The sequence below is a fragment of the Methylobacterium currus genome, from assembly GCF_003058325.1.
GTDB lineage: Bacteria > Pseudomonadota > Alphaproteobacteria > Rhizobiales > Beijerinckiaceae > Methylobacterium > Methylobacterium currus.
Genome location: NZ_CP028843.1, coordinates 5,127,271 through 5,149,566, shown reverse-complemented (window position 1 = coordinate 5,149,566; position 22,296 = coordinate 5,127,271). Strand labels below are relative to the sequence as shown.

25 protein-coding genes and 1 tRNA gene are annotated in these 22,296 nt (G+C 71.3%); 14 read left to right on the top strand and 12 right to left on the bottom strand.

From position 1 onward, the window contains the following. Positions 1-25: 25 nt before the first annotated feature. The 7 genes from DA075_RS23780 to DA075_RS23750 all read right to left on the bottom strand — a co-directional run bounded on the left by DA075_RS23780 (position 26) and on the right by DA075_RS23750 (position 5,355). Positions 26-691, bottom strand: a complete 666-nt coding sequence (locus DA075_RS23780) for a L,D-transpeptidase (RefSeq protein ID WP_099955328.1) — start codon at positions 689-691, stop codon at positions 26-28. Positions 692-869: 178 nt separating this feature from the next. Continuing rightward, on the bottom strand, positions 870-1,676 hold the full coding sequence (locus tag DA075_RS23775; RefSeq protein ID WP_099955327.1) for a transglutaminase-like domain-containing protein: 807 nt from the start codon (positions 1,674-1,676) through the stop codon (positions 870-872). Positions 1,677-1,876: 200 nt separating this feature from the next. Continuing rightward, positions 1,877-2,122 (bottom strand): hypothetical protein, encoded by a 246-nt coding sequence (locus DA075_RS23770; protein WP_099955326.1) that lies wholly within the window; start codon positions 2,120-2,122, stop codon positions 1,877-1,879. Positions 2,123-2,397: 275 nt separating this feature from the next. Next, entirely contained in the window at positions 2,398-3,060 is a 663-nt protein-coding gene (locus tag DA075_RS23765) for a NepR family anti-sigma factor (protein WP_099955325.1), read from the bottom strand. Positions 3,061-3,144: 84 nt separating this feature from the next. Next, a complete protein-coding gene (locus DA075_RS23760; protein WP_244936307.1) occupies positions 3,145-4,194 on the bottom strand; it encodes a transglycosylase SLT domain-containing protein in 1,050 nt (349 codons plus the stop codon). A gap of 261 nt (positions 4,195-4,455) precedes the next feature. Beyond that, positions 4,456-4,680, bottom strand: coding sequence for a hypothetical protein (locus DA075_RS23755; RefSeq protein WP_099955323.1), 225 nt, complete (start codon positions 4,678-4,680; stop codon positions 4,456-4,458). Positions 4,681-4,776: 96 nt separating this feature from the next. Then, complete coding sequence (locus DA075_RS23750) at positions 4,777-5,355, bottom strand: hypothetical protein (RefSeq protein WP_099955322.1); 579 nt, start codon at positions 5,353-5,355, stop codon at positions 4,777-4,779. A gap of 331 nt (positions 5,356-5,686) precedes the next feature. Between DA075_RS23750 and DA075_RS23745 the strand changes: the two genes are divergently transcribed. From DA075_RS23745 to DA075_RS23730, 3 genes are all read left to right on the top strand, one after another. Further along, a complete protein-coding gene (locus DA075_RS23745; RefSeq protein ID WP_099955321.1) occupies positions 5,687-5,986 on the top strand; it encodes a hypothetical protein in 300 nt (99 codons plus the stop codon). Between the two features lie 462 nt (positions 5,987-6,448). Next, the gene (locus tag DA075_RS23735; RefSeq protein ID WP_099955319.1) at positions 6,449-6,733 is read left to right on the top strand and encodes a hypothetical protein; all 285 of its coding nucleotides are present in this window, start codon (positions 6,449-6,451) and stop codon (positions 6,731-6,733) included. Between the two features lie 191 nt (positions 6,734-6,924). Beyond that, positions 6,925-7,113 (top strand): hypothetical protein, encoded by a 189-nt coding sequence (locus tag DA075_RS23730; protein WP_099955318.1) that lies wholly within the window; start codon positions 6,925-6,927, stop codon positions 7,111-7,113. 32 nt (positions 7,114-7,145) lie between these two features. Here the strand turns inward: DA075_RS23730 and DA075_RS23725 are convergent, their stop codons facing one another. Further along, a complete protein-coding gene (locus DA075_RS23725) occupies positions 7,146-7,358 on the bottom strand; it encodes a ribbon-helix-helix protein, CopG family (protein WP_099955317.1) in 213 nt (70 codons plus the stop codon). Positions 7,359-7,571: 213 nt separating this feature from the next. On the opposite strand from DA075_RS23725, the gene DA075_RS23720 reads away from it, so the two are divergent. Next, positions 7,572-7,949 (top strand): VanZ family protein, encoded by a 378-nt coding sequence (locus DA075_RS23720; protein ID WP_099955316.1) that lies wholly within the window; start codon positions 7,572-7,574, stop codon positions 7,947-7,949. Between the two features lie 34 nt (positions 7,950-7,983). Here DA075_RS23720 and DA075_RS23715 read toward each other — a convergent pair whose 3' ends face one another. Beyond that, a complete protein-coding gene (locus tag DA075_RS23715; RefSeq protein WP_099955315.1) occupies positions 7,984-8,274 on the bottom strand; it encodes a DUF6894 family protein in 291 nt (96 codons plus the stop codon). A gap of 136 nt (positions 8,275-8,410) precedes the next feature. After that, positions 8,411-8,487, bottom strand: a tRNA-His gene (locus DA075_RS23710). Positions 8,488-8,670: 183 nt separating this feature from the next. On the opposite strand from DA075_RS23710, the gene DA075_RS23705 reads away from it, so the two are divergent. The 3 genes from DA075_RS23705 to DA075_RS23695 all read left to right on the top strand — a co-directional run bounded on the left by DA075_RS23705 (position 8,671) and on the right by DA075_RS23695 (position 12,688). After that, the gene (locus tag DA075_RS23705) at positions 8,671-10,491 is read left to right on the top strand and encodes a chloride channel protein (RefSeq protein WP_099955314.1); all 1,821 of its coding nucleotides are present in this window, start codon (positions 8,671-8,673) and stop codon (positions 10,489-10,491) included. 63 nt (positions 10,492-10,554) lie between these two features. Continuing rightward, entirely contained in the window at positions 10,555-11,634 is a 1,080-nt protein-coding gene (locus DA075_RS23700; RefSeq protein WP_099955313.1) for a tartrate dehydrogenase, read from the top strand. Between the two features lie 160 nt (positions 11,635-11,794). Next, on the top strand, positions 11,795-12,688 hold the full coding sequence (locus DA075_RS23695) for a DUF1236 domain-containing protein (RefSeq protein ID WP_099955312.1): 894 nt from the start codon (positions 11,795-11,797) through the stop codon (positions 12,686-12,688). A 20-nt stretch (positions 12,689-12,708) separates the two neighbouring features. On the opposite strand, the gene DA075_RS23690 is transcribed toward DA075_RS23695, so the two are convergent. Continuing rightward, positions 12,709-13,836 carry a helix-turn-helix transcriptional regulator gene (locus DA075_RS23690; protein ID WP_123834407.1) on the bottom strand — a complete coding sequence of 376 codons (1,128 nt, stop codon included), beginning with the start codon at positions 13,834-13,836 and terminating at the stop codon, positions 12,709-12,711. Positions 13,837-14,131: 295 nt separating this feature from the next. Between DA075_RS23690 and DA075_RS23685 the strand changes: the two genes are divergently transcribed. Then, complete coding sequence (locus DA075_RS23685; RefSeq protein WP_099955310.1) at positions 14,132-15,334, top strand: pyridoxal phosphate-dependent aminotransferase; 1,203 nt, start codon at positions 14,132-14,134, stop codon at positions 15,332-15,334. 525 nt (positions 15,335-15,859) lie between these two features. After that, positions 15,860-16,105, top strand: a complete 246-nt coding sequence (locus tag DA075_RS23680) for a hypothetical protein (RefSeq protein ID WP_099955309.1) — start codon at positions 15,860-15,862, stop codon at positions 16,103-16,105. A 244-nt stretch (positions 16,106-16,349) separates the two neighbouring features. Here the strand turns inward: DA075_RS23680 and DA075_RS23675 are convergent, their stop codons facing one another. Beyond that, positions 16,350-17,270 carry a class I SAM-dependent DNA methyltransferase gene (locus tag DA075_RS23675; protein WP_099955308.1) on the bottom strand — a complete coding sequence of 307 codons (921 nt, stop codon included), beginning with the start codon at positions 17,268-17,270 and terminating at the stop codon, positions 16,350-16,352. A gap of 92 nt (positions 17,271-17,362) precedes the next feature. Between DA075_RS23675 and DA075_RS23670 the strand changes: the two genes are divergently transcribed. From DA075_RS23670 to DA075_RS23650, 5 genes are all read left to right on the top strand, one after another. Beyond that, entirely contained in the window at positions 17,363-18,442 is a 1,080-nt protein-coding gene (locus DA075_RS23670) for a ligase-associated DNA damage response exonuclease (RefSeq protein WP_099955307.1), read from the top strand. Further along, positions 18,439-20,133, top strand: coding sequence for a cisplatin damage response ATP-dependent DNA ligase (locus tag DA075_RS23665; RefSeq protein WP_099955306.1), 1,695 nt, complete (start codon positions 18,439-18,441; stop codon positions 20,131-20,133). The genes DA075_RS23670 and DA075_RS23665 overlap by 4 nt, the downstream gene beginning before the upstream one ends. Beyond that, complete coding sequence (locus DA075_RS23660; protein ID WP_099955305.1) at positions 20,130-20,582, top strand: secondary thiamine-phosphate synthase enzyme YjbQ; 453 nt, start codon at positions 20,130-20,132, stop codon at positions 20,580-20,582. Before DA075_RS23665 ends, DA075_RS23660 begins: the two co-directional genes overlap by 4 nt. A 519-nt stretch (positions 20,583-21,101) precedes the next feature. Next, positions 21,102-21,368, top strand: coding sequence for a hypothetical protein (locus DA075_RS23655; protein ID WP_174800116.1), 267 nt, complete (start codon positions 21,102-21,104; stop codon positions 21,366-21,368). 218 nt (positions 21,369-21,586) lie between these two features. Further along, positions 21,587-22,252, top strand: a complete 666-nt coding sequence (locus DA075_RS23650; RefSeq protein WP_099955304.1) for a response regulator — start codon at positions 21,587-21,589, stop codon at positions 22,250-22,252. The last annotated feature ends 44 nt before the right edge of the window (positions 22,253-22,296 follow it).

Genomic DNA, 22,296 nt, shown 5'->3' with positions numbered 1-22,296 from the left:
ATCGAGAGGTGAGCCCGGCGGGCGCTTAGTTCAGCACCACCACCTTGGCGCCGACCTTGACCCGCGAATACAGGTCGGTGACGTCGTCGTTGGTCATGCGGATGCAGCCGGAGGACACGGCCTGGCCGATCGTGTCGGGCTCGTTCGAGCCGTGGATGCGGTAGAGGGTGCCGCCGATATACATGGCGCGGGCGCCGAGCGGGTTGTCGATGCCGCCGGCCATGTAGCGCGGCAGGTCGGGGCGGCGGGCCAGCATCTCCCGCGGGGGCGTCCAGGACGGCCATTCCCGCTTGGCGGTGATCGTCTTCGTGCCCGACCAGGTGAAGCCCGGACGGCCGACGCCGACGCCGTAGCGCAGGGCCATGCCGTCGCCCAGGACGAGGTAGAGCCGGCGCTCGGCGGTCGAGACCACGATCGTGCCCGGCGCGTAGGCGCCGTTGAACGGCACCAGCTCCCGTGGGATCGGGGCGACCTGCGCCTGATCGGTGCTGCCGGCGGCCTGACCCTGACCGTACTGGCCCTGGCCGTAATAGCCCTGGCTGCGCGTGCTCGGCGCGCCGTAAGGCTGGCCGGCGTAGTAATCCTCGCCGGGATTGGCGTCGAAGGGATCGTAGGGCGCAGCCTTGGCCGGCGCGGAGGCAAGCACGCACACGCTCAGAGCGCCCGCCAGGGCGGTAGCGAAGATCTTCATGGCCGGAGCCTTACCTCAGCAGTTACCTTTGCTGTACAATGCTGTCCCGGCTCAGTGGTTCCCGGTTAAAGCGACGCTAACGGCGTAGGTGGAGTACCGACTTCGGTGGAACGGTTCACGATCGGTTGACCGGCTCGGCGGCATCCGAGCGATGGGGTGCCACGGACGGCCGGGCAGGTCAGGTCACCTCGTCGGTATGGACTTGGAATCCGGCGAGCAGCGAGGGGCCGAAGATGGTCGAGATCGCTACGTCGGTGGCGTCGCGCCCTCGGGCCATCAGGATGCGGCCGATGCGCGGCCGGTTGTGGCGCGCATCGAACGTGTACCAGCGCCCGCCGAGATAGACCTCGAACCAGGCGGAGAAGTCCATCGGGTCGGGCACCGCCGGCACGCCGATATCGCCGAGATAGCCGGTGCAGTAGCGCGCCGGGATGTTCATGCAGCGGCAGAAGGCGACGGCCAGATGCGCGAAGTCGCGGCAGACGCCTTCGCGCTGGTTGAAGCCGTCGAGGGCGCTGCGGGTGGCGTCGGCGCGCTGGTAGTCGAAGCGGATGTGGTTGTGGACGTAGTCGACGATGGCCTGGACCCGGGCCCAGCCTTCCGGCGTGCTCCCGAAGAGCTGCCAGGCGGTGTTCGACAGCTTGTCGGTGTCGCAGTAGCGGCTGCCGAGGAGGTAGACCATCACGTCGTCGGGCAGGTCCTGCACCGGGTGCTGCATCGCGTCCGGGGCGACCTCGTCCGGCCGGCCGCTATCCTCGACCAGGAAGTCGGCCGAGATGGTCAGCCGTCCCGGCGGGGCGAGGATGCGGGTGCAGGTATTGCCGTAGCGGTCGGCGTAGTCGCGCGCCGGGACCGGCGGGTCGAAGCGCATCGCCGGCGGGGTGAGGCAGTCGCCGAGCCGGGAGGGATGCACGCTGAGCATCAGCAGCATCGGCGTCGGGGCCGGGGAGTCGAAGGTGATCGCGTACCCGGTCCGGATCCTCATGGCGGTTCTGGCTCCCGATGCTGCCGATGGAACGATGCCATCGGTACAACACAGGGTAAGGCCCCGGCACCGCCGTGGGTTGCGCGAAGAATCGGCAGGAACTGAACGAAGTTTCGCCGCTCCGACCAATCCGCGACCAGGATCTCAGCGGCCGGATGCGCCCGCTCGCCGGAAGCATGCTCGCCGGCCACGCATCCACGTCAGCTGCGCCGGGCCCGGGCCTCGAAGGCTTCCGCTATCGTGTCGTCATGGCGCCCCAAGGTCTCGAGCCGATCGGCCCGCCGGCTCTGCTCCAGGCTCTCCTCGCCGGGGCTCAGCTCGGCGAAGACCCGCGCCTGCTCGGCCTGCTGGCGGTGGCGCTCCGCCTGCTCGCGGAAGAAGGCCGCCTGCTGTCCCGCCGTCGCGGCGTATTCCGCCCGGTAGCTGTCGCGCTCGTTCGTCTTCATCTCCAGATCCCCCGATCTGACCGGCCGGTTCCTGCGGCCTCCGACCTCCGGAGGCCGCGCGGCGCTCGCCTGCGCGACCGTCCCACGGACATTAAGGCACGAAGATCGTCCCGATCAAACCCACCGGCAAACCCGCGGAACGGCAAGCCGGGCGGCGGGAGCGTCGGCCAGCCCTCGGCAGATCTGCGTCGGCAGGCCAATGCCTCGTCCGCTCGTTTTATGATGATGTTGCAGATGCTTGCAGCAAAACCGGCCACCACGTTCGCAGCATCTGCTCAGCCCACGGGCGGGCGCGGCGTGCGGGCCGCCTGCTCGGCGAGGGCCAGCAGGTCGGGCGCCCGGTCGAGCGGCACCGCCTGCGGCGGCAGCCGCGCCTCGGGCACGCGGGCCTCGGGCCGGGGCGGCTGCGCCACGACGAGATGGATGGTCGGCCAGAGCGTCGCGACCGCCCGGGCGAGCCCCGCCCCGTCGAGCGCGCCGTCGCGCTCGGTCGGCAGGCCGATCAGCACCAGGGCGATTTCGCCGCCATGCCGGCGCAAGGCCTCGAGGCCCGCCTCCGGATCGAGGCAGCGGATCGTCTCGAGGCCCGCCCGCGCCAGCAGCGCCGCGGCTTCGCCCGCCCCCGGCACGTCGCCGACCAGCAGGGCGAGCCGGCCTGCAGGGATTCCGGAAGGGATCCCCGTCGAAGGTCCGGCGGAGGCCTGCCCGCCATGGCCCGCCTGCCCGGCATGGCCGTTCCCCAGGCCCGCCCTCGTCTCGCGCCATTCCAGCTGGCGCAACAGGGCGCTCAGGCGCTCCGGCACCGCCTCGGCCACCAGGCCGTCATAGGCCGCGGCGAGTCCCGCCCCGAGGGCGTCGAGGGAGAGGGTAGGTGTCAATTGCGTGCCGCCCATCCGGCACCCGGCGCCCGCCGCGCCCATCGTCACCTCCTGAACCATTCGTCTCGCTCAGGAGGATAAGCCCCGACGCGCGGCGAGGTTTCCCCAGCAGGAGACGAACCGGCAAGGCTTTTTCTCACGCTCTCAGGGGGTATCGGCGGCGTAGGCCATCACGCCCATCAGGGCGCCGACGTCGCGATAGCGGGCGCCGCGGGTGCTCATCATCGCCTCGAACTTGTCGTGGACCTGCGCCACCGTGAGGCTGCGGGCCTTCCGGCGGCCGACGCGCTCGTAGAAGATCGGGCGGTTGGCCTTGGCGGGTTTCGGCAGCAGGGCGGCCGCCTCGGCCTTCGGCTCCTCGACCACCTTGGCCATGAAGCGTTCGGCGTCGTCCGGCCCGAGGAAGTGGGCAAGGTAGGTCTCGCCGAGGGTGAGGTCGCGGCCGATCCGGGCAGCGATGCGGGCCGCATCGCGCTTCAGCATCTCGCCTGCCATCAGGGCGGCCAGGGAGGGATCGCGGCGCAGGTCGAGGATGCGGGCGCGCTCCGCGGCGTCCGTGACGGCGTTGTCCTCGCCGATCAGCCCCGCCTCGCGGGCATAGCCGTGCTGGGCACCGAATTCCCGCATCACCTGCAGCCAGGTGCGCTCGATGAACTGGTAGAGGCCGGTGGCCGAGGAGGTCCGGGCCTGGACCTCGGTCAGGAAGCTCGACTCCTTGTCGGCCACCGCCATCAGCAGCACCGGGTCGGTGCGCACGGTCGCGGCGGCCCGCACGATGGTCTGGACGAGGTGGCGGCGGATCCGCATCGGCCCGAAGCTCAGCACCTCGTTGGGGTCGCCCCCGGTGCTGGCCGCCAGGAGGTCGTCATAGGAGACCCGGTCGACGCCCGCCGAGCCGAGGGCGGTGTCGAGGTCGTGCACCGGCTCGCGCAAGGGCGCCATCGTGGCGGTGTCGCGGGCGGGGGACGGCTGGACCCTGGCGGTCTGAATTTTGGGCGTCGGCATCACCAGGAGGTCGGCCATCATGGTGACGGCCGGGCGGGCCGCCATCAGGTCGGCGCCGTACTGGTGCAGAAGGGCGGAGAGGCCCGCCGCGAAGCACCCCGCCGCGAGCAGCGTCCGCGCCATGACGGGCACGCCGCCATGCGCGGCACGGGTGCCGAGCGAGAGGACGTCTCCGTGAGCCCCCGCCATCCGCAGGCCGCCCCGTAGTGCCGGTCCGTCCGCTCGACGCTGCATGTGATGGTTCGCCCCAGTTTCCACGCCTGTGAGACGCAAGAAGCCGGTGAGATGTGGCGATAAAACGGCGACGCTCGCAGAGCTCAGCGTCGCTTCACATAAGCTTCGCCGTAGGGAGCACCGAGCATTCGCGCCTCGTTACGGTCAAGCTTGACCTGCGGAACCAGGCCGGTGACTGTGCCGGGCGATGCTGCGGTGCAGCGACGGACGCGGCTCTCAGCGCGCGGCCGGCTGGACCGCGGTGTCGCGGTCGCGCTGGCGCTTGTTGGCCTGGTGGCGGCCGACGGCGCAGCCCGCAGCCGCACCCGCGAAGGTGTGGCCGACCGCGTGGCCGGCGATGCCGCCGACGACCGCTCCCTTGATGCAGCCCTTGGCTTCGGCGGCCCCGGCGAACCCGGCCAGGCCCACGGCCAGAACGGTTCCGGCGATCATCTTGCGCATGGTGGTCTCCCGTACGTCACGTGATGGACGGGGCTGAACAGCGCAGGTCGCGATCCGGTTCCATCACGTGCCGCGTGAGCCGACGCGCGATCATGTTCAGTCATGGGCGAGGACGTAGATCTGCAATGCGATCTCGACGGCGAGCAGGAGCGCGATGACGGCGAGCAGCAGGGCCAGCACGGCCTGGCCGCGGGTCTCGAACAGCGCCAGGGCCTTGGCGCCCATGCTCCCCAGCGAAGGCGTGACCGTCGCGGCCGACACGGGAACCGGGGCGGGAGCGGAGGCGGGACGCAGCGTCTCAGGGGGCCGGGGGTCCTCCTCGGCCTGCGGCTCGAAGCTCGGGCGGTAGGCGCCGACCGGCACCAGGATCCGGACCGGCCAGCGCCGGCCCTCCTCGGCATAGACCTCGTCGAGGACGCGGCGCAGGCGCCCGGCCTCGACCCGCACGCTCGGATCGTTGCTCGCGTCGAAGCTGTCGGCCCGGCCGAGGGCCTGGGTGGCGATGCTGTAGGCCTTGATGGCCTCGCCCCGTCCCGCCAGTTCCTCCTCGACGATGTAGCTCAGGAAGGCGGCCAGCTTCTGCGACCGCCGGAACGCGGGCGCGCGCAGGCAGCCGTCGAGGCTGCGGCGCACGGCTTCGGCGGAAACCGTGTCCGTGCTGGTCTCTTCGTTCATCACCTGTCAGTCCGGTCCGCAATGTCGTGCGGGATTGGCAATACAAGTTTTCGCACGAAAGGTTGCACCATACGTTATGCGTAACGACACGCGCCGCGCGACCTCGTCGCATTGAGGCGCGACGCCGTAACGGGTGCTGAACCGCCGTCCTGATCGTTGCGACCTGGTGCCGCGCCCGCCGGTCCGACTGACGCGGCGGGCTTCACGCCACCACGGCACGTGCCGCATTCCTCTTCGGCAACGGGTCGGAGGAGTTCGCGCGGCGCCCTTAACCGATCGCTAACCATAAGCGGTCGAGAATCGGGCAAAGCTGACCGCACCGAGGTGATCCATGGCCCAGCATCAGACCCGCCCGCTGCCCACGGCGTTCGCGCGCTACCCGATCCCGCTCGAGCTGCTCGCCGTCCTGCACCGGGCCAGCGAGGACGATGTCGATGCCCTGGTCTCGCGCATGCCGGAGACCGGACGGGCGCGGCTGGCGGCCTATTGCACCGACAAGGATCACCTGCACCGGCTCGGGCTGCGCATCGCGGGTACCTGCGACGAGGCCGCCCTGGTGCGGGTGGTCGGGGCCGATGCGGGGGCGAGCCTCTATGCCCTGTCACGCCCGGCCGAGGTGTTGCCGAGCTGAGGCGCCGGCGACCGCCGGTCCGGACATCCCGCTCTCTCACCGTCGAGGGGCTGCGCCACGCGGCCCCTCGTCGCGTTGGTGCCCTATGGCGCCGGCGTGTCGGCCCGGGGGATGCCAGCCTCTCCCGGCCTCGCAGCCAAGAAAAAAGGCCGCTCTTGCGAGCGGCCCGAAGTCTAGGGAGGAAACGCCCAAAGAGGGCAGCAAGGCCGCGACGCCATCGCGACCGTGCGATGCACAAACTAGCGTGCGTCGCACAAAACGCAAGCGGAATTTTCGAATTCGACCGCGGTCGAAACGAGTGGCAGCGCTGTCACCCCGGCACGCTTTCGAATCCGGGTTTCGGATCAGCGCGTTCGCGAAGATCGGGGCGTCGTGCCGCAGCCCAATGGCGAGGGATGGAGCGAGGAACCGGGGAAGTGCGGTGGTTGTTGAGCGGGAAGAACAACCTTCGGAGGAAATTCGATGACACGCTTTACCGCGCTCGGTGCCGGACTCTTCCTGCTCGCTGGGACGCTCGGCGCAGCTGCCGGTCCCTGCGCGCCCGGTCAGACCGCGCAGAAGATGGATAAGAGCTCGAACGTCGATCCGCCCTCCACCGCCTCGGTCACGCCCGGCGCGAAGGCCGAATCGCCTGGCACCGTCGGGGCGATGCAAAATCTCGGCTCGCAGACTGCGACCTCGCCGGCCGACGTCAGCCGGCAGTCGAAGGGCGACAAGACCGCCGCGCAGCAGGCCAACGACTGCTGACGCAAGTCCCGCCGGCACCGTGACCATGGCGCAGGCTCCTCCCGCGGGGGCCTGCGCTTCGCGTCGCACGCTGGCATCGTCTGCCGCAGTTGCATCCGGGCCGCGTTCCGCGCGTTGGCCCGAGACGGCCCGACGCGCCGCCCGGCAAGGCGTCGCCGGGCAAGAGCGCTCGTCAAGAGAGGAGGAGAGACATGGCCGACAGGACACCCGAGATGGCCCGGGCCCAGATCGCCTATGCGCTGCAGGCCAAGCGCGAGTCGCTGGCGGCGGCGTCCGAGGCGCTGCGGGCCTCGCCCGAGGACGGCGAGGCCCGGCGCCATGTCGAGCGGCTGACCGAGGATGTCGGCCGCCTGGAGATCCAGCTGCGCGGCGCGGCCTGACCGGCCCCAGGCCAAGGGGCAGGCGACGTGCGTCAGACGACAGGCGCGCCCTTCAGATAGCCCTTCACCCGCAGGTACTCCCGCAGGACGAGGCAGATCGCTTCGCCGCGGGAGAGCTGCTCCACCGCGGCGAACTCGGTCAGCGCCTGCGCGAGGTCGTCCGGGATGTGGAACGCCTCCTCCTCCCGGACGATCTCTGGCGGATCGCCGGCGGCCGGGAGGGAGGTCTCGGCAATGTCGGTCATCGGGCGCCTCCGGTTCGTCACCGGGTATCGTGTCAAGAGCAGGATCGTTCCGCTCCACCCATCGGCTTAACCCCGATCGCGAAGGGCGGGGGCGGTGCCGCACCGGATGGCGCGCTTGCCCGGCCGAGGCTGCATGGCAGACGATCGGCGGAGCGCCCGGACCGATCGGGCAGGGCGGATCCGGCAGGGCGGATCCCAGCGGAGGAGATGGGCATGGGACGGACCGCGCTGCCGGAGCCGAGGCGCATCGCCGGGATGGCGGGCCTCGCCTGCCTACCGGTGCTGGTCTGGCTGTCCTGGATCCCGAAGGACTGGGAGTTGCGCACCGGCACGGTCGGTCAGCTGGAGCACCTCGTCGCCTATGCGGGCACGGCCGGCCTCCTCGGCCTCGGCTTCCCCCGCCTGCCGGCCTGGCGGCTCGGCCTCGCACTCACCCTCCTCGCGGGCATCCTCGAGGTCGGGCAGATCTGGGTTCCGGGCCGCACCGCGCAAGCGATCGACTTCGCGGCGAGCGCGGGCGGCGCCCTGCTGGGGCTCGCCGTCGCGCGCACCGTCGCCGGCCGCCGGATCGCGGCCGGGTCGAGGGCCTGACCCCCGGCATTGCCGTCAGGCCCGAACGCTGCCCTCAGGCAGCCCGCACCATCCGCGGCCGGGCCGGCCGCGAGGCCAGCCGCACCGGCTCCTCCGGCCCGCGCACGGTGAGGGCGAGGCTCACGGTCATGACGGCAGTGCCCGCCCGGTCGCGGACCCGGACCTTCAGGTCGGAGAGATCGGCGCCGGGCAGGCCGGCCCCGGCGAACTCGATCGCCGTCCGGGTCGCCTCGCCGCGGATCTCGTCCTGGCTGCAGAGAATCAGCCCGATATCGTCCTGGCACTGCCAGGCCCCGGCGCTCAGATCGAAGAAGTAGCGCTGCACACCGTCCTCCCCTCGTTCCGGGGAAAGATGTGCACAGACCTCCTGGCCAATGCTTTAACAAATTTGAAAGGATTGGTTCGGATCGATCCGCCCGATCGAGGCGCGTTGCGCCGGGGCTTCGATCCGCGAGTGTCCGTGGTACCGCCACCCCGGCTCGAACGGGGGACCTCTAGATCCACAATCTAGCGCTCTAACCAACTGAGCTATGGCGGCTCGCGACGGGGGGCTGTGTAGTCCGGCCGGAGCGCCGTGGCAAGCGCCGATCCGAGCCTTTCGCGTCGAAAGGACGGGAAACTGCGCCGGCTACCGCCGCAATGGCGATCGACCGGCCGGCCTTCGCGCCCTAAACCGCTGCCGGCGCCCGCCGATTCCCTGAGAGCCCGCCCCGACGGTCCGATGACGCCGAAATCCGAGACGGTCCGCCGCTCCCTCACGGAGAGCGCCCTCGTGCTGGCGCCGGGCGCGCTGCGCGCCTGGGTGCGCGGCGGCGAGATCGGCCTGATCCTGCTCGCCGCCCTGGTCGGCTGCGTGTCGGGGCTGCTCGTCAGCGCCATGGGCTGGGCGGCGCAAGCGGCGCACGAGTGGCTGTTCGGCCTCGATCTCGACGAGCGCCTGAGCGCGGCGGCCCACGTGCCGCTCCTGGTGGCGCTCGGCGTGCCGGCCCTGGGAGGTGCGCTGCTCGGCCTGGTGATCTGGCTCGGCAGCCGCGTGCGGCGGGTGCCCGGCAGCCCGGTCATCGACCCGATCGAGGCCAATGCCCTCCATGGCGGCCGGCTCTCGCTGCGGGATTCGGTGCTGGTCGCGGTGCAGAACCTGATCTCGAACGGCTGCGGCGCCTCCGTCGGGCTCGAGGCCGGCTACACCCAGATCTCCGGCGGGGTCGCCTCGCGGCTGGGCTTGAGCTTCGAGTTGCGCCGCAACGACATGCGGGTCCTGGTCGGGTGCGCGGCGGCCGCCGCCATCGCGGCGGCGTTCGGGGCGCCGCTCACGGGCGCGTTCTACGCCTTCGAGCTGATCATCGGCACCTACGCCATCGCCTCGCTGACCCCGGTGGTGACGGCGGCGCTCGCCGGCGCCTTCGTGTCGCGGGCGGTCCTCGGGCACCAGACGGTCATCACCCTCGGGGCCACCCCAGCCGTAGGCCCGGCCGACTACCTGCCGACGCTCGGCCTCGGACTCATCTGCGCCGGGCTCGGCATCCTGATCATGCAGGGCGTCACGCTGGTGGAGGAGGGGGTGCGCCGCACGAAGGTGCCGCCGCTGGCCCGGCCCATCCTCGGCGGCCTCGCGGTCGGGGCTCTGGCCCTCGTGGCGACGCCGCAGGTCCTCTCGGCCGGGCACGGGGCGCTCCATCTCAACCTGACGGAGGACGGCGCCACGGTCGGCGCGGCCGGGCTGATCCTGATCTTCCTCGCCAAGGCGCTGGCCTCGGCGATCTCGATCGGCACGGGGTTCCGCGGCGGGCTGTTCTTCGCCTCGCTCTTCCTCGGCGCGCTCGCCGGCAAGATCTTCGTGATGCTGGCCCCGCCCCTCGTCGCGATGGTGCTGCCGCCGGTGACCTACGCGGTGGTGGGGATGAGCGCCCTCGCCGTCGCGGTGATCGGCGGGCCGATGACGATGACGTTCCTGGCCCTCGAGGTGACGGGCGACTTCCCCATCGCCAGCCTGGTGCTGGTGGCGGTGATCGCCTCCTCGCTCACGGTGCGCAAGACCTTCGGGTATTCCTTCGCGACGTGGCGCTTCCACCTGCGCGGGGAGTCGATCCGCAGCGCCCACGATGTCGGCTGGATCCGCAGCCTGACGGTCGGCCAGCTGATGCGCCGGGAGGTGCGCACGGTGCGCAGCGACACCACGCTCGCGGCGTTCCGGCGCGCCTTCCCGCTCGGCTCCGGCACCCAGGTCGTCGCCGTCGACGAGGCCGGGCTCTATGCCGGCATCGTGCTGGTGGCCGAGGCCCATGCCGCGCCGATCGACGACAAGGCCGACGAGACCCGGGTCGCCGACCTCCTGCGCTACCGCGACCAGGTGCTGGTGCCGCAGATGAACGCCAAGGAGGCGGTCGCCCTGTTCGACAAGTCCGAGAGCGAGGCCCTGGCCGTGGTCGAGAGCCGCGAGGCCAAGCGGGTGATCGGCATCCTGAGCGAGAAGCACACCCTCAAGCGCTACAGCGACGAACTCGACCGCCAGCGCAGGGCGAGCGTCGGAGAGGTGGCGTGAACGGCGATTGACCGGCAGGTCCGGATGCGCGACGGCGGGGGACCACAACAGGAGGAGACACCCATGCCGTCAGCCCAGCGCACCTACCGCATCGCCGTGATCCCCGGGGACGGCATCGGCAAGGAGACGGTGCCGGAGGGCGTGCGCGTTCTGGAGCAGGCGGCCAAGCGCCACGGCTTCACGCTGCAGCAGGACTGGTTCGACTTCTCGTCCTACGACTACTACGCCAAGCACGGCCGTATGATGCCGGAGGACTGGAAGGCGCAGATCGGCGGGCACGACGCCATCTTCTTCGGCGCCGTCGGCTGGCCGGAGAAGATCCCGGACCACGTCTCGCTCTGGAACTCGCTGATCCTGTTCCGGCGCGAGTTCGACCAGTACATCAACCTGCGCCCGGTCCGGCTGATGCCCGGCGTGCCGAGCCCGCTCGCCGGCCGCAAGCCCGGCGACATCGACTTCTGGGTCGTCCGCGAGAATACCGAGGGCGAGTATTCCTCGGTCGGCGGCCGCATGTTCCAGGGCACCGACCGCGAATTCGCCGTGCAGGAATCGGTCTTCACCCGCCGCGGCACCGACCGGGTGCTGAAATTCGCCTTCGAGCTGGCGCGCAGCCGGCCGAAGAAGCACCTGACCTCGGCCACCAAGTCGAACGGCATCTCGATCACCATGCCGTACTGGGACGAGCGGGTGCAGGAGATGGCGCGCCACTATCCCGATGTCGCCTGGGACAAGTACCACATCGACATCCTGACGGCGCATTTCGTGCTGCACCCGGACTGGTTCGACGTGGTGGTGGCCTCCAACCTCTTCGGCGACATCCTCTCCGACCTCGGCCCGGCCTGCACCGGCACGATCGGCATCGCGCCCTCGGGCAACATCAACCCGGACCGGGACTTCCCGTCGCTGTTCGAGCCCGTCCACGGCTCGGCGCCGGACATCGCCGGCCAGGGCATCGCCAACCCGATCGGCCAGATCTGGTCCGGCGCGATGATGCTGGAGCATCTGGGTGAGAAGGAGGCCGCGGCCGAGATCGTCGCCGGCATCGAGCGGGTGCTGGCCGAGCGCACGCTGCGCACCCGCGACCTCGGCGGCAATGCCGACACGGCGGCCTGCGGGCTCGCGGTGGCGGAAGCGATCGGCTGACGGGACAGGGCGCCCGCCGCGACCCGGCGCCCGCTCCCCGGGCTCGCGAGCCCGGGGAGCGGGCGCGACGCGGAACCATTTCCCACACCTCTCCGTTGCGGCCCGGCACTCCAGCAACCCGCGCCCTCGGCCGCGCGGGTGCGGTGCCGGGAGAGGGTTCATGAGCAAGCTGAGTCGCGGCAAGGTGCTTCGCGGAACGATGACGGCTGCGGTGCTGGTGCTCGGCGCGGCCACGGCGTTCGCGCAGGGCGGCGCTGGTGGTGCGGGCGGTGGCGCCGGGGGTGCGGCCGGCGGGGCCGCGGGCGGCGGTGCCGGTGGTGCCGGCGGCGGAGCGGGCATGGGCGGTGCCGGCGGTGGCGCGGGCGGTGGTGCCGGTGGCGCGGGCACGGGGGCCGGCGGCGCGGGCATGGGGGCCGGCGGCGGCGGGGCGGGCGGTGCGGCCGGTCCCCGCGGCGGTGCCGGTGCGACCCAGCCCGGCGGCGGTGCCGGGCCGGCGGGCGGCGCGGGCCAGCAGCCGGGTGCCGCCGGTGGCCGCGCCGGCGGCGAGGGAGCGCAGCCGGGCACCGGCGGGCGCGGGGCCGAGCAGGGCGAGCGCGGCGGACGTGGAGCCGAGCAGGGTGAGCGCGGCGGCGCTGAACGTGGCGGAGAGAGAGGCGAGCGCGGGGAGCGGGGCGCGGAACGCGGTGAGCGTGGCACGGACCGTGGCGAGCGCGGCGAGCGTGGCGCCGAGAGGGGCGAGCGCGGCGGGGCCGAGCGGGGTGCCGAGCGCGGCGGCCGGTCGGAGGCCCGGGGCGCCGTCTCGCGCCTCGACACCACGAAGCGCACCGAGTTCCGCCAGACCATCGTGCGCTCCGGCGTGCGGCCGGTGACGAACGTCAATTTCAGCCTCAATGTCGGGACCGCGGTGCCGCGCTCGGTGACGCTGCATACCCTGCCTCCGGCGATCCTCACCCTGGTGCCGGCCTATCGGGGCTTCCGCTACGTGCTGGTGCAGGACGACATCGTCATCATCGATCCCGACACCTACGAGATCGTGGACGTGATCCCGGGCTGACGCGCAGCTGAATGGCCGGCTCAGGCGCCCTGCCTGAGCCGGAGGATGAACACCGCGAGCTCGGATTGCCGCGACACCCCGAGCTTGGCGAAGACCTGGCGCAGCTGCGAGCGTGCGGTCTCGTGGCGGATGCCGAGGCTCTCGGCGGCCTGGACCAGGGAGCGCGACCCGTCCATCATCAGGGCGAGCCGCACCTCCGCCGGGGAGAGCCCGAACGCGGCCAGGCGGTCCTGCCCGCCGTCCTCGGCGGCGGTCCGGCGCAGCACCAGGAGGGCGAGCTGGTCCGGCGCGAGCAGGCGCGCCATCCCGAGGACGCCACGCAGGTCCTGGCGCAGGCCGATCGCGGTGACCTGCCAGGCCTCCGCGCCGACCCGCACCGGCCCCGGCATGCTTCCCGGGGCCAGACCATCGCCGCAGGCGAGGGCCGCCTCGCGGGCCATCGCCCCGGCGAGGCGCGGGTCGCGCACATGGATCCGGTCGAGGGCGCCGACCCGCAGCAACTCGCCCGCGTCCAGGAGGGCCTGGCCGGCGCGGCTCGCCTCGACGAGGCGCAGGTCCCGCGTCACCACGAAGGCCGGGTCCGCCACCCGCTCGAGCAACGTCTCCCCGGCCGCGAAGGCGGCGCTGGCCGAGAAGCAGGCCCGGTTGGTCTCGATCGCCCGGCGCATCCGCGGCCCGATCCGCTCCATCACGCCGGCGAGCCGGCGGTGCTCGCGCGTCGCCCGGGCGAGGTCGTGCTGCAGGTTCAGCACCGCCAGGCGGCCGTCGGCGTCGATGAGCTTGATCCCGCTCGACGCCGTCATGCCGCCGAGGCGCGACAGCCAGTCATTGTAGAATTCGGTGCGGCGCAGGGCCGAGACCGGCATCCGCTCCTCGGAATGCATCGACACCATCGTGGGCGTCGACAGGACCACGGAGAGCCACGGGTTCACGGCGCCGTAATGCGCCTCGTAGGCCGCGATGACGCCGGGGTCCCAGCCCCATTGGACCAGGGGCAGGCCGGTCCCGGCGGTCGCGTCGACGACCTGGAGCGCCGGCAGCACCCCGGGCAGGAGGCGGCCGATCTCCGCCATCACGGCATCCCAGGCCGTGGGATCGCAGGCGGCGTGGTCGACCGCAAGGCCGATCTCCTCGCTCGCCCTTTGCACGCGTTCCGCCTCGCCCATCGCCGCCGGTTCCGACTGATCGACCGGGCTTTCGCGCCCGTCCGGCACGGTGTCACGGGGCCGGCGCGCGTGTCCAGAACCCAAGTCCCGAAACCAGGTCCGGAATCGCCGATTTCACGAGATGGGACAGCCTCTTCTTCGGGCATCTCGCCGCTTGCCCGCGGTGACGCGCGGGACTAGGGTCCCGCCCGCTCGAAGACCCGGACGGCCCAGCCTCGGCCCGACCGGGCGTTGTTCCAAGATTTCCTGTTTTTCCAAGCTTTCCGGAGTCGACATCATGGGCTTTCTGGCCGACGCCCTCTCGCGCGTGAAACCCTCCGCCACCATCGTGATGACCCAGAAGGCGCGGGACCTGAAAGCCCAGGGGCGCGACGTCATCAGCCTGTCGGTCGGCGAGCCGGATTTCGACACGCCCGAGCACATCAAGCAGGCGGCGATCGAGGCGATCCGCCGGGGCGAGACCAAGTATCCGCCGGTCTCCGGAATCGTGCCCTTGCGCGAGGCGATCGCCAAGAAGTTCAAGCGCGAGAACGGGCTCGACTACAAGCCGAGCCAGACCATCGTCGGCACCGGCGGCAAGCAGGTGATCTACAACGCGCTGCTCGCCACCCTGAACCCGGGCGACGAGGTGGTGATCCCGCGGCCCTACTGGGTGTCCTACCCGGAGATGGTCGGCCTGTGCGGCGGCACCCCGGTCTTCGCCGAGACCACGATGGAGACGAACTTCAAGCTCCAGCCCGAGGAGCTGGAGCGCGCCATCACCAGTAAGACCAAGTGGGTGATCCTCAACTCGCCCTCGAACCCCTCCGGCGCCGCCTACAGCCATGCCGAGATGAAGGCCCTGACCGACGTGCTGGTGCGCCATCCGCATGTCTGGGTGCTCACCGACGACATGTACGAGCATCTGGTCTACGGCGACTTCACCTTCGTGACCCCGGCCCAGGTCGAGCCGGCGCTCTACGACCGGACGCTGACCATGAACGGCGTCTCGAAGTCCTACGCCATGACCGGCTGGCGCATCGGCTACGCCGCCGGCCCCGAGCCGCTGATCAAGGCGATGGACTTCGTCCAGGGCCAGCAGACCTCGGGCGCCGCGACGATCTCGCAATGGGCGGCGGTGGCCGCCCTCGACGGGCCGCAGGACCACCTGGCGCAGTTCCGGGCCGCGTTCCAGACCCGGCGCGACCTCGTCGTGTCGATGCTGAACCAGACCAACGGCCTGCGCTGCCCGACGCCGGAGGGCGCGTTCTACGTCTATCCGTCCTGCGCCGAGCTGATCGGCAAGCGCACGCCGGAGGGCAAGGTGATCGAGACCGACGAGGATTTCGTCACCGAGCTGTTGATGGCCGAGGGCGTCGCCTCTGTGCACGGCTCGGCCTTCGGCCTCGGGCCCAACCTGCGAATCTCCTACGCGACCTCGAACCAGCTCCTGGAAGAGGCGTGCAGCCGCATCCAGCGCTTCTGCGGCTCGCTGCGCTGACCCGGCCTCACGGCCGAGTGCCTGATTCGACCCGGCGGGCCCGTGCCCGCCGGGTTTTTCGTGAGCGCGGTCAAGCTTTCCGGCCGGCGCGTTTAGACGCAAGCGCGGAGGCCCCATTCCGGTTGCCCCGCGGCCCCGGTCTGGCTTACACGGGCCGTCCTCGATGCCGGCGCGCCCGGAGGCTTCCGGAACCCATCCGGGCTGTGCGGCAAAGAGGTCGGCGATGACGGGGTGGGGCGGACCAGTTCTCTGCAACCCATTCCTGTGAGGCTCAGTGGGCCGAGCAGTCGCAGGAGCGTCACGGGTTCGGGGAACAGGAACCGCGACCCTGGCGCATGGCCCACCAGAGTTTCCGACGACTCGTCGGACTCCGCTCGTCGGCTCCCGTCGTCTTGGCGGCCCGAGGCTCCCGTTGTGGGACGTCCTGAGATCAGCTGCGAGGGGCCGCGCGTTAAGCATTGTGGCCCAAGACTAGCGGGACGGGCCGGATCGGCGGCCCGGCGAGATCGTGGGTCCCGACCAGCCATGTGGCGCCTCCTCACCGGCGGAATCAAAGTCATCATCGCGATCGCCGCGCTGACCACGGCCGCGAACTGGATCGCCCTGCGCGACAAGGACCGGGCGCCGAGCCCGGCCCTCGCGGCGGCGATCGATCCGGCCACCACCGGCGCCATTGCGGCTCGCAAGACCGAGGCTGCACCCGCCCGCCTCGACCAGCGCAGCCTCGGCCGGCTGATGTCCGAGGCGTCGGGGGATGCAAGGCGGCGCTGAAACCCGAGCGACCTGATCTGACGATCAGCGGGGACGGGTTCATCCTACCCGACCTCATCCTGAGGTTTTGGCGATCGAAGACCGCGCGATCGCAGGTCGCGGAGCCTCGAGGGAGGCCTTCAGACATCTGCGGGTTCGCCGGAGGCCGCCTTCGAGGCTGCTGCGCGGCACCTCGCGATCAGGTCGCGGATAGGATGGAGACGAGCAGCTTGGGGAGCGCGAATCTCGTTCGTGCTCCGCGTCGTCATTCTCGCGCCAGCACCACCAGCCACCCTGGCACGCCCACGCCGTTCTGTCGCCGGATCTCCGCCGGCTCCACGAGCGCGACCGCCAATCCCGCCGCCGCCGCATCCTCCCGCACGCTCGCGACCCCGTGGGCGTAGCGCCCATCCGCCCCGAGGACGGTGCTGCGCTCGCCCGGATGCCCCTGCACCGTGAAGGCGAACAGGCCGCCGGGAGCCAGCACCCGGGCGGTGTCCCTCAGCACCGGGCCGATCTCGCGCAGGTAGATGAACACGTCGGCCGCCACCGCGAGGTCGGCGCTCTCCGGCGGCTCGGCAAGCAAGACGTCCCGCACATCGCCCTCGTGCAGGCGGGCGTAGAGGCCGGTGCGCCGGGCCTCCGCCAGCATCCCGGGCGAGAGGTCGATGCCGGCGAGCGTGCCGGCGATCCCGTCGAGGGCCCGGGCCATCAGGCCGGTGCCGCAGCCGAGATCGAGGATCCGCGGAAAGAACGCCTCCGGTCCGCGCAGGCGCTCCAGGGCCGCCCGGATCAGCGCCGGGCCGCAATAGCCGAGACCTTCGACCAGATGGCGCTCGAAGCGGCCGGCATAGCCGTCGAACAGCGCCCGGATATAGGCCGGCGAGATCGCCTCCCCGGCCGCTTCGCCGAGCTCCGCCAGATGCAGGCGGGCGCCCAGAGCATCCTCCGGATCGAGGGCGAGGGCGGCCCGGAACGCCTCCGCGGCGTCCGCCCGCGAGGCCGGATCGGCGGCGCGGGCGCGGCCGAGCAGCAGCCAGGCCGGGCCGTAGCCGGGCGCGCGTTCGAGCACCTGGGCGGCAAGGTCGGCGGCGGCGCCCGCGTCGCCCTCGGCCAGGGCGGCCTCGGCCCAGGCGTAGCGGCGGTCGGCGAGGAGGTCGCCGGAGGAGCGGACGGGCGGGGGCATCAGGGGATTCCGGGGGGAGGGGACGGACGGGACGGGCCGCCTATATACCCAGCCCCGCGCCCGGGAAGAGGCTTCACCGTTCACGAGGATCGATGCCGTCGCGCCCCACCGATCTGCTCACCCTGACCCGCGAGGGGCTGTACTGCCCGCCGGGCGATTTCCACGTCGATCCGGTCCGCCCGGTGCCGCGCGCGCTCATCACCCACGGCCATGCCGATCACGCCCGGGCGGGCCACGGCGCCGTGCTGGCGACGCCCGAGACCCTGCGCATCATGGCGGTGCGCTACGGCGAGGACTTTTGCCGGACCCGCCAGGAGGCGCGGCTCGGCGAGGCGATCCGGCTCAACGACGTCACGGTGCGCTTCCACCCCGCCGGCCACGTCCTCGGCTCGGCCCAGATCGCGATCGAGCAGGGCGGCTGCCGGATCGTCAATTCGGGCGACTACAAGCGGGCGCGCGACCCGACCTGCCTTCCCTTCGAGGTCGTGCCCTGCGACGTGTTCATCACCGAGGCCACCTTCGGCCTGCCGGTCTTCCGCCATCCGGTGGCGCGGGACGAGGTGCGCAAGCTGCTCGATTCGGTGCGGCTCTTTCCCGAGCGCACCCACATCGTCGGCGCCTACGCACTCGGCAAGGCGCAGCGGGTGATGGCGCTCCTGCGCGAGGAGGGTTTTTCCGACCCGATCTACCTGCACGGCGCGATGGAGAAGCTGACCGAGCTGTACCGCCGCGAGGGCGTGCCGCTCGGCGAGACGATCAAGGTCGTGGCGGCGGAGCGGCCGAAGCTCGGGGGCAAGATCGTGATCTGCCCGCCCTCCGCCATCCAGGATCTATGGTCGCGCAAGTTTCCCGATCCGGTCACCGGCTTCGCCTCGGGCTGGATGCGGGTGCGGGCCCGCGCCCGCCAGAAGGGCGTCGAGCTGCCGCTCGTCATCTCCGACCACTCGGATTGGGACGACCTCTGCCGCACCATCCAGGAGACCGGCGCCGGGGAAGTCTGGGTCACCCACGGCCAGGAGGACGCCCTGGTGCATTGGTGCGGCACCCAAGGCATCCGCGCCAAGCCCCTGCACATGCTGGGCTATGGCGACGAGGGCGAGGCCGAGCCGGAGCCCCGGGAAGCGGGGAGCCCCCAGGACGCCGGGAGCCAAGGTGCGGAGACGGCCGCGTGAACGACTTCGCCCATCTCCTCGACCGCCTCGCCTACGAGCCGCGCCGCAACGCCAAGCTGCGCCTGCTCCAGGACTTCTTTCGCCATACCGCCGATCCGGACCGCGGCTACGCGCTCGCCGCCATGACCGGCTCGCTCAGCTTCCGCGAGGCCAAGCCCGGCCTGATCCGCGGCCTCGTCGAGGAGCGGGTCGATCCGGTGCTCTTTCGGATGTCGCACAACTACGTCGGCGACCTCGCCGAGGCCACCGCCCTGATCTGGCCGGGACGAGGGGACGAGCCGGGCCCGGGCCACAACAACCCGCCGGTACCCACCCTGTCCGAGGTGGTCGAGGCCTTGGGCACGATCGGCAAGGGCGAGCTGCCGGCGCGGCTCGCCGCCTGGCTCGACGCCCTCGACGAGACCGGGCGCTGGGCGCTCCTCAAGCTCATCACCGGGGAACTCCGGGTCGGCGTCTCGGCGCGGCTCGCCAAGACCGCTGTGGCGAGCCTCGGCGGGCACGAGGCCGATGCGGTCGAGGAGGTCTGGCACGGGCTCGCCGCGCCGTATCCCGAGCTGTTCGCCTGGGTCGAGGGCCGGTCCGGCCCGCCCGAATCGGTCAACCCGGCGCCGTTCCGTCCCGCCATGCTCTCGCACCCGATCGAGGAGGAGGCGGACCTCGACAAGCTCGACCCGGAGGCGTTCTCGGCCGAGTGGAAGTGGGACGGCATCCGGGTCCAGCTCGCCGGCGGGCACGACCGCGACGGCCGCCAGGTCCAGAAGATCTATTCGCGCACCGGCGAGGACATTTCCGGCGCCTTCCCGGACCTCGCCGAGGCGATCACCTTCTCGGGTTCCCTCGATGGTGAATTGCTGATCCTGCGCGAGGGCCGGGTGCAGAGCTTCAACGTGCTCCAGCAGCGCCTCAACCGGAAGGCGGTGACGCCGAAGCTCCTCCAGGACTTCCCCGCCCATGTCCGCGCCTACGACCTCCTCGCCGAGGAGGGGGAGGACCTGCGGCCCTTGGGCTTTTCCGAGCGCCGGGCCCGGCTGGAGCGTTTCGTCGCCGGGCTCGACCATGCCCGCATCGACCTCTCGCCCGTCGTTCCCTTCGCCGACTGGCCGGCCCTGGCCGCGGCCCGGGCCGATCCGGCCTCGGTCGGCGCCGGGCCGGATGCGGACGCGATCGAGGGCGTGATGCTCAAGCGCCTCACCAGCCCCTACCAGCCCGGCCGGCCCAAGGGCCCGTGGTGGAAGTGGAAGCGCGAGCCCTACCTCGTCGACGCCGTGATGATGTACGCCCAGCGCGGCCACGGCAAACGCTCGTCGTTCTACTCCGACTACACGTTCGGGGTCTGGCGCGAGGCGCCGGACGGGGCCGAGGAGCTGGTGCCGGTGGGCAAGGCCTATCACGGCTTCACCGACGAGGAACTGGCCAAGCTCGACCGCTACGTCCGCAACCACACCACCAAGCGCTTCGGCCCGGTGCGGGAGGTGGAGTACGGCGTGACGAAGGGGCTGGTGCTGGAGATCGCCTTCGAGGGCGTGCAGCGCTCGACCCGGCACAAGTCCGGCGTGGCGATGCGCTTTCCCCGCGTCAGCCGCATCCGCTGGGACAAGCCGCCGGGCGAGGCCGACCGGATCGAGGCGCTGGAGCGCATCCTGGCCCGCGGCGAAAAGGAAGTGCACCCCGGACGGGAGATCGCCGAATGAGACGCGTCGAGATGATCGCCCAGGGAGCGCTCGCCCGCCAGGCCACCGGGCGCCTCGTGGTCGACACGAAGGGGCAGGGCTTCACCGAGATCACCGACGCGGTCGCGGGCTTCGTCCGCGAGGCGGCCTTGCGCCACGGGCTGCTCACGGTGTTCTGCCGCCACACCTCGGCCTCGCTGACGATCCAGGAGAATGCCGATCCGGACGTGCGCACCGACCTGATGACCGCCCTCGACCGGCTGGCGCCGCGGAACGCCGGTTACGTCCACGGCATCGAGGGGCCGGACGACATGCCCGCCCATATCCGCACCCTGCTCACCGACGCCGCGCTGACGATCCCCCTGGTCGACGGGCGGCTGGCGCTCGGCACCTGGCAGGGGGTCTACCTGATCGAGCACCGCGACCGGCCGCACCGGCGCGAGATCGTGCTGCATCTCGTCGGCGCCTGATCCATCGGCCTGGGGGCGGGCCGCTGATTCGACGGCCGGTGCTGTTGCGCCGCCGGCGGCGGCTGTCCCGCACGAGCCTGTTTCGCGGCCCGGCAGTGGCGGTCCGGGGAAAGCAGCGCGGCGTCGCCGATCGGTCTCGGGACGTCGCGATCGAGGCGAGAGTCTCGCGAAGGACGGCAGCCCGCCAGATCCGATCTCGCGTCTGCTGCACGTCCTGCCAAGCACGCCTGGCACTCGCCTTTGCGCCGTAGGTCGTCGGCCCCGCGCCTCCCGCACACTTCTGCAATCGGCTTGCGTGAGCCACGCCAAGGCAGCAGCAAGCCCCAGTTTGATAGTGGCTTATTCGAACTGATATCAATATTTTCTACGCGAAATATTGATCGTTGAGGATAAATTTCGCAATTTTCCAGCGCACATTCATAGTATAAATGAGAATGAACATATGCATAATATTTCTTATTGCGGTGCAGCAAACTTCGTGCTTATTTGCTCGTAACTCGTGAATCGACGGAGATCGCAGTGAGCACGATTGTGAAATATTTTGCATTTTCTCTCCTCGCCCTCAGTTCCTGGCCGGCCCATGCGCAGGATCGTTCATCCGCGATCACCGTCTTCCCGCCCATCATGCGGGAAATGGCGCGCGACACCGCCGCGCTGCGCCCCCGGGCGGAACTGACCACGACGCCCCAGCCGGTCCCGGCCGCCCCGGCCGCGCCTCGCCCCGATCTGGTTGCGCGGGGCTATGTCGAGCCCGTCGCGGCCGCGCTCACCGGCGCGCTCGATTAGGCGAGCGCCCGACCGCGCCGCCCGCGGACGCTGCCCGCGGTTCCGGGCGACGGGAGCGAGGGAGCCGCCGGCCCGGCCCGTCCTACGCACTCGGCCGGCCACCCCGCCGGCGTGGATAGCGCACACGCTCCGGTTTCAAGCCGGCCAAAAAAGCTATAGAGACAAAAGAAGTAGGCCGAGAAGCGCCAAGGAGCGCGGGTGCCGTGGCGGGGAGTGCGTTGGGTTCCGAGACCACCATCGTCGTCGCGGACGACCACCCGCTCTTTCGCGGTGCCCTGCGCGGCGCCGTGACGGCGATCATGCCCGGCGCCCGGATCATCGAGGCGAGCGGGCTCGAGCCGCTGACGGCGATCCTCGACCAGGAGCCCGAGATCGACCTCGTGCTCCTCGACCTGACCATGCCGGGGGTGCAGGGCTTCTCCGGGCTGATCTACCTGCGGGCGCAGCATCCGGCGATTCCCGTGGTGATCGTGTCGGCCAACGAGGACCCGGTGGTGATCCGCCGCGCCCTCGATTTCGGCGCCGCCGGCTTCATCCCGAAATCCCTCGAGGTCGACCGCATCGGCGAGGCGATCGGCCAGGTGCTCGCCGGCGGCCACTGGTCGCCGCCGGACATCGAGCTGTCGGCCTCCGAGGACAAGGAGACGGCCGACCTGATGCGCCGCCTCGCCACCCTGACGCCGCAGCAGGTGCGGGTGCTGATGATGCTGTCCGAGGGGCTGCTCAACAAGCAGATCGCCTACGAACTCGGCGTCTCGGAGGCGACCGTGAAGGCCCATGTCTCGGCGATCCTGCAGAAGCTCGGCGTCGAGAGCCGCACCCAGGCCGTCATCGCCTCCTCGCGCATCGGCGCGACGCTGAAGCCCCCGGCCGGGGTGGAGTAGGGCCCGTCACTGACGGACGCGCGGCGGGCGGCGGCGAGCCGGGT

Coding starts and splice junctions, on each gene's coding strand:
- DA075_RS23755 (WP_099955323.1), bottom strand. CDS start 4,680: ATGCGCAAGATGATCGCCGGAACCGTTCTGGCCGTGGGCCTGGCCGGG.
- DA075_RS23770 (WP_099955326.1), bottom strand. CDS start 2,122: ATGAAGACGAACGAGCGCGACAGCTACCGGGCGGAATACGCCGCGACG.
- DA075_RS23725 (WP_099955317.1), bottom strand. CDS start 7,358: ATGACCGACATTGCCGAGACCTCCCTCCCGGCCGCCGGCGATCCGCCA.
- DA075_RS23675 (WP_099955308.1), bottom strand. CDS start 17,270: ATGCCCCCGCCCGTCCGCTCCTCCGGCGACCTCCTCGCCGACCGCCGC.
- DA075_RS23735 (WP_099955319.1), top strand. CDS start 6,449: ATGACACGCTTTACCGCGCTCGGTGCCGGACTCTTCCTGCTCGCTGGG.
- DA075_RS23680 (WP_099955309.1), top strand. CDS start 15,860: ATGTGGCGCCTCCTCACCGGCGGAATCAAAGTCATCATCGCGATCGCC.
- DA075_RS23745 (WP_099955321.1), top strand. CDS start 5,687: ATGGCCCAGCATCAGACCCGCCCGCTGCCCACGGCGTTCGCGCGCTAC.
- DA075_RS23750 (WP_099955322.1), bottom strand. CDS start 5,355: ATGAACGAAGAGACCAGCACGGACACGGTTTCCGCCGAAGCCGTGCGC.
- DA075_RS23695 (WP_099955312.1), top strand. CDS start 11,795: ATGAGCAAGCTGAGTCGCGGCAAGGTGCTTCGCGGAACGATGACGGCT.
- DA075_RS23660 (WP_099955305.1), top strand. CDS start 20,130: ATGAGACGCGTCGAGATGATCGCCCAGGGAGCGCTCGCCCGCCAGGCC.
- DA075_RS23700 (WP_099955313.1), top strand. CDS start 10,555: ATGCCGTCAGCCCAGCGCACCTACCGCATCGCCGTGATCCCCGGGGAC.
- DA075_RS23775 (WP_099955327.1), bottom strand. CDS start 1,676: ATGAGGATCCGGACCGGGTACGCGATCACCTTCGACTCCCCGGCCCCG.
- DA075_RS23705 (WP_099955314.1), top strand. CDS start 8,671: ATGACGCCGAAATCCGAGACGGTCCGCCGCTCCCTCACGGAGAGCGCC.
- DA075_RS23720 (WP_099955316.1), top strand. CDS start 7,572: ATGGGACGGACCGCGCTGCCGGAGCCGAGGCGCATCGCCGGGATGGCG.
- DA075_RS23670 (WP_099955307.1), top strand. CDS start 17,363: ATGCCGTCGCGCCCCACCGATCTGCTCACCCTGACCCGCGAGGGGCTG.
- DA075_RS23760 (WP_244936307.1), bottom strand. CDS start 4,194: ATGGCGGGGGCTCACGGAGACGTCCTCTCGCTCGGCACCCGTGCCGCG.
- DA075_RS23685 (WP_099955310.1), top strand. CDS start 14,132: ATGGGCTTTCTGGCCGACGCCCTCTCGCGCGTGAAACCCTCCGCCACC.
- DA075_RS23780 (WP_099955328.1), bottom strand. CDS start 691: ATGAAGATCTTCGCTACCGCCCTGGCGGGCGCTCTGAGCGTGTGCGTG.
- DA075_RS23765 (WP_099955325.1), bottom strand. CDS start 3,060: ATGGTTCAGGAGGTGACGATGGGCGCGGCGGGCGCCGGGTGCCGGATG.
- DA075_RS23730 (WP_099955318.1), top strand. CDS start 6,925: ATGGCCGACAGGACACCCGAGATGGCCCGGGCCCAGATCGCCTATGCG.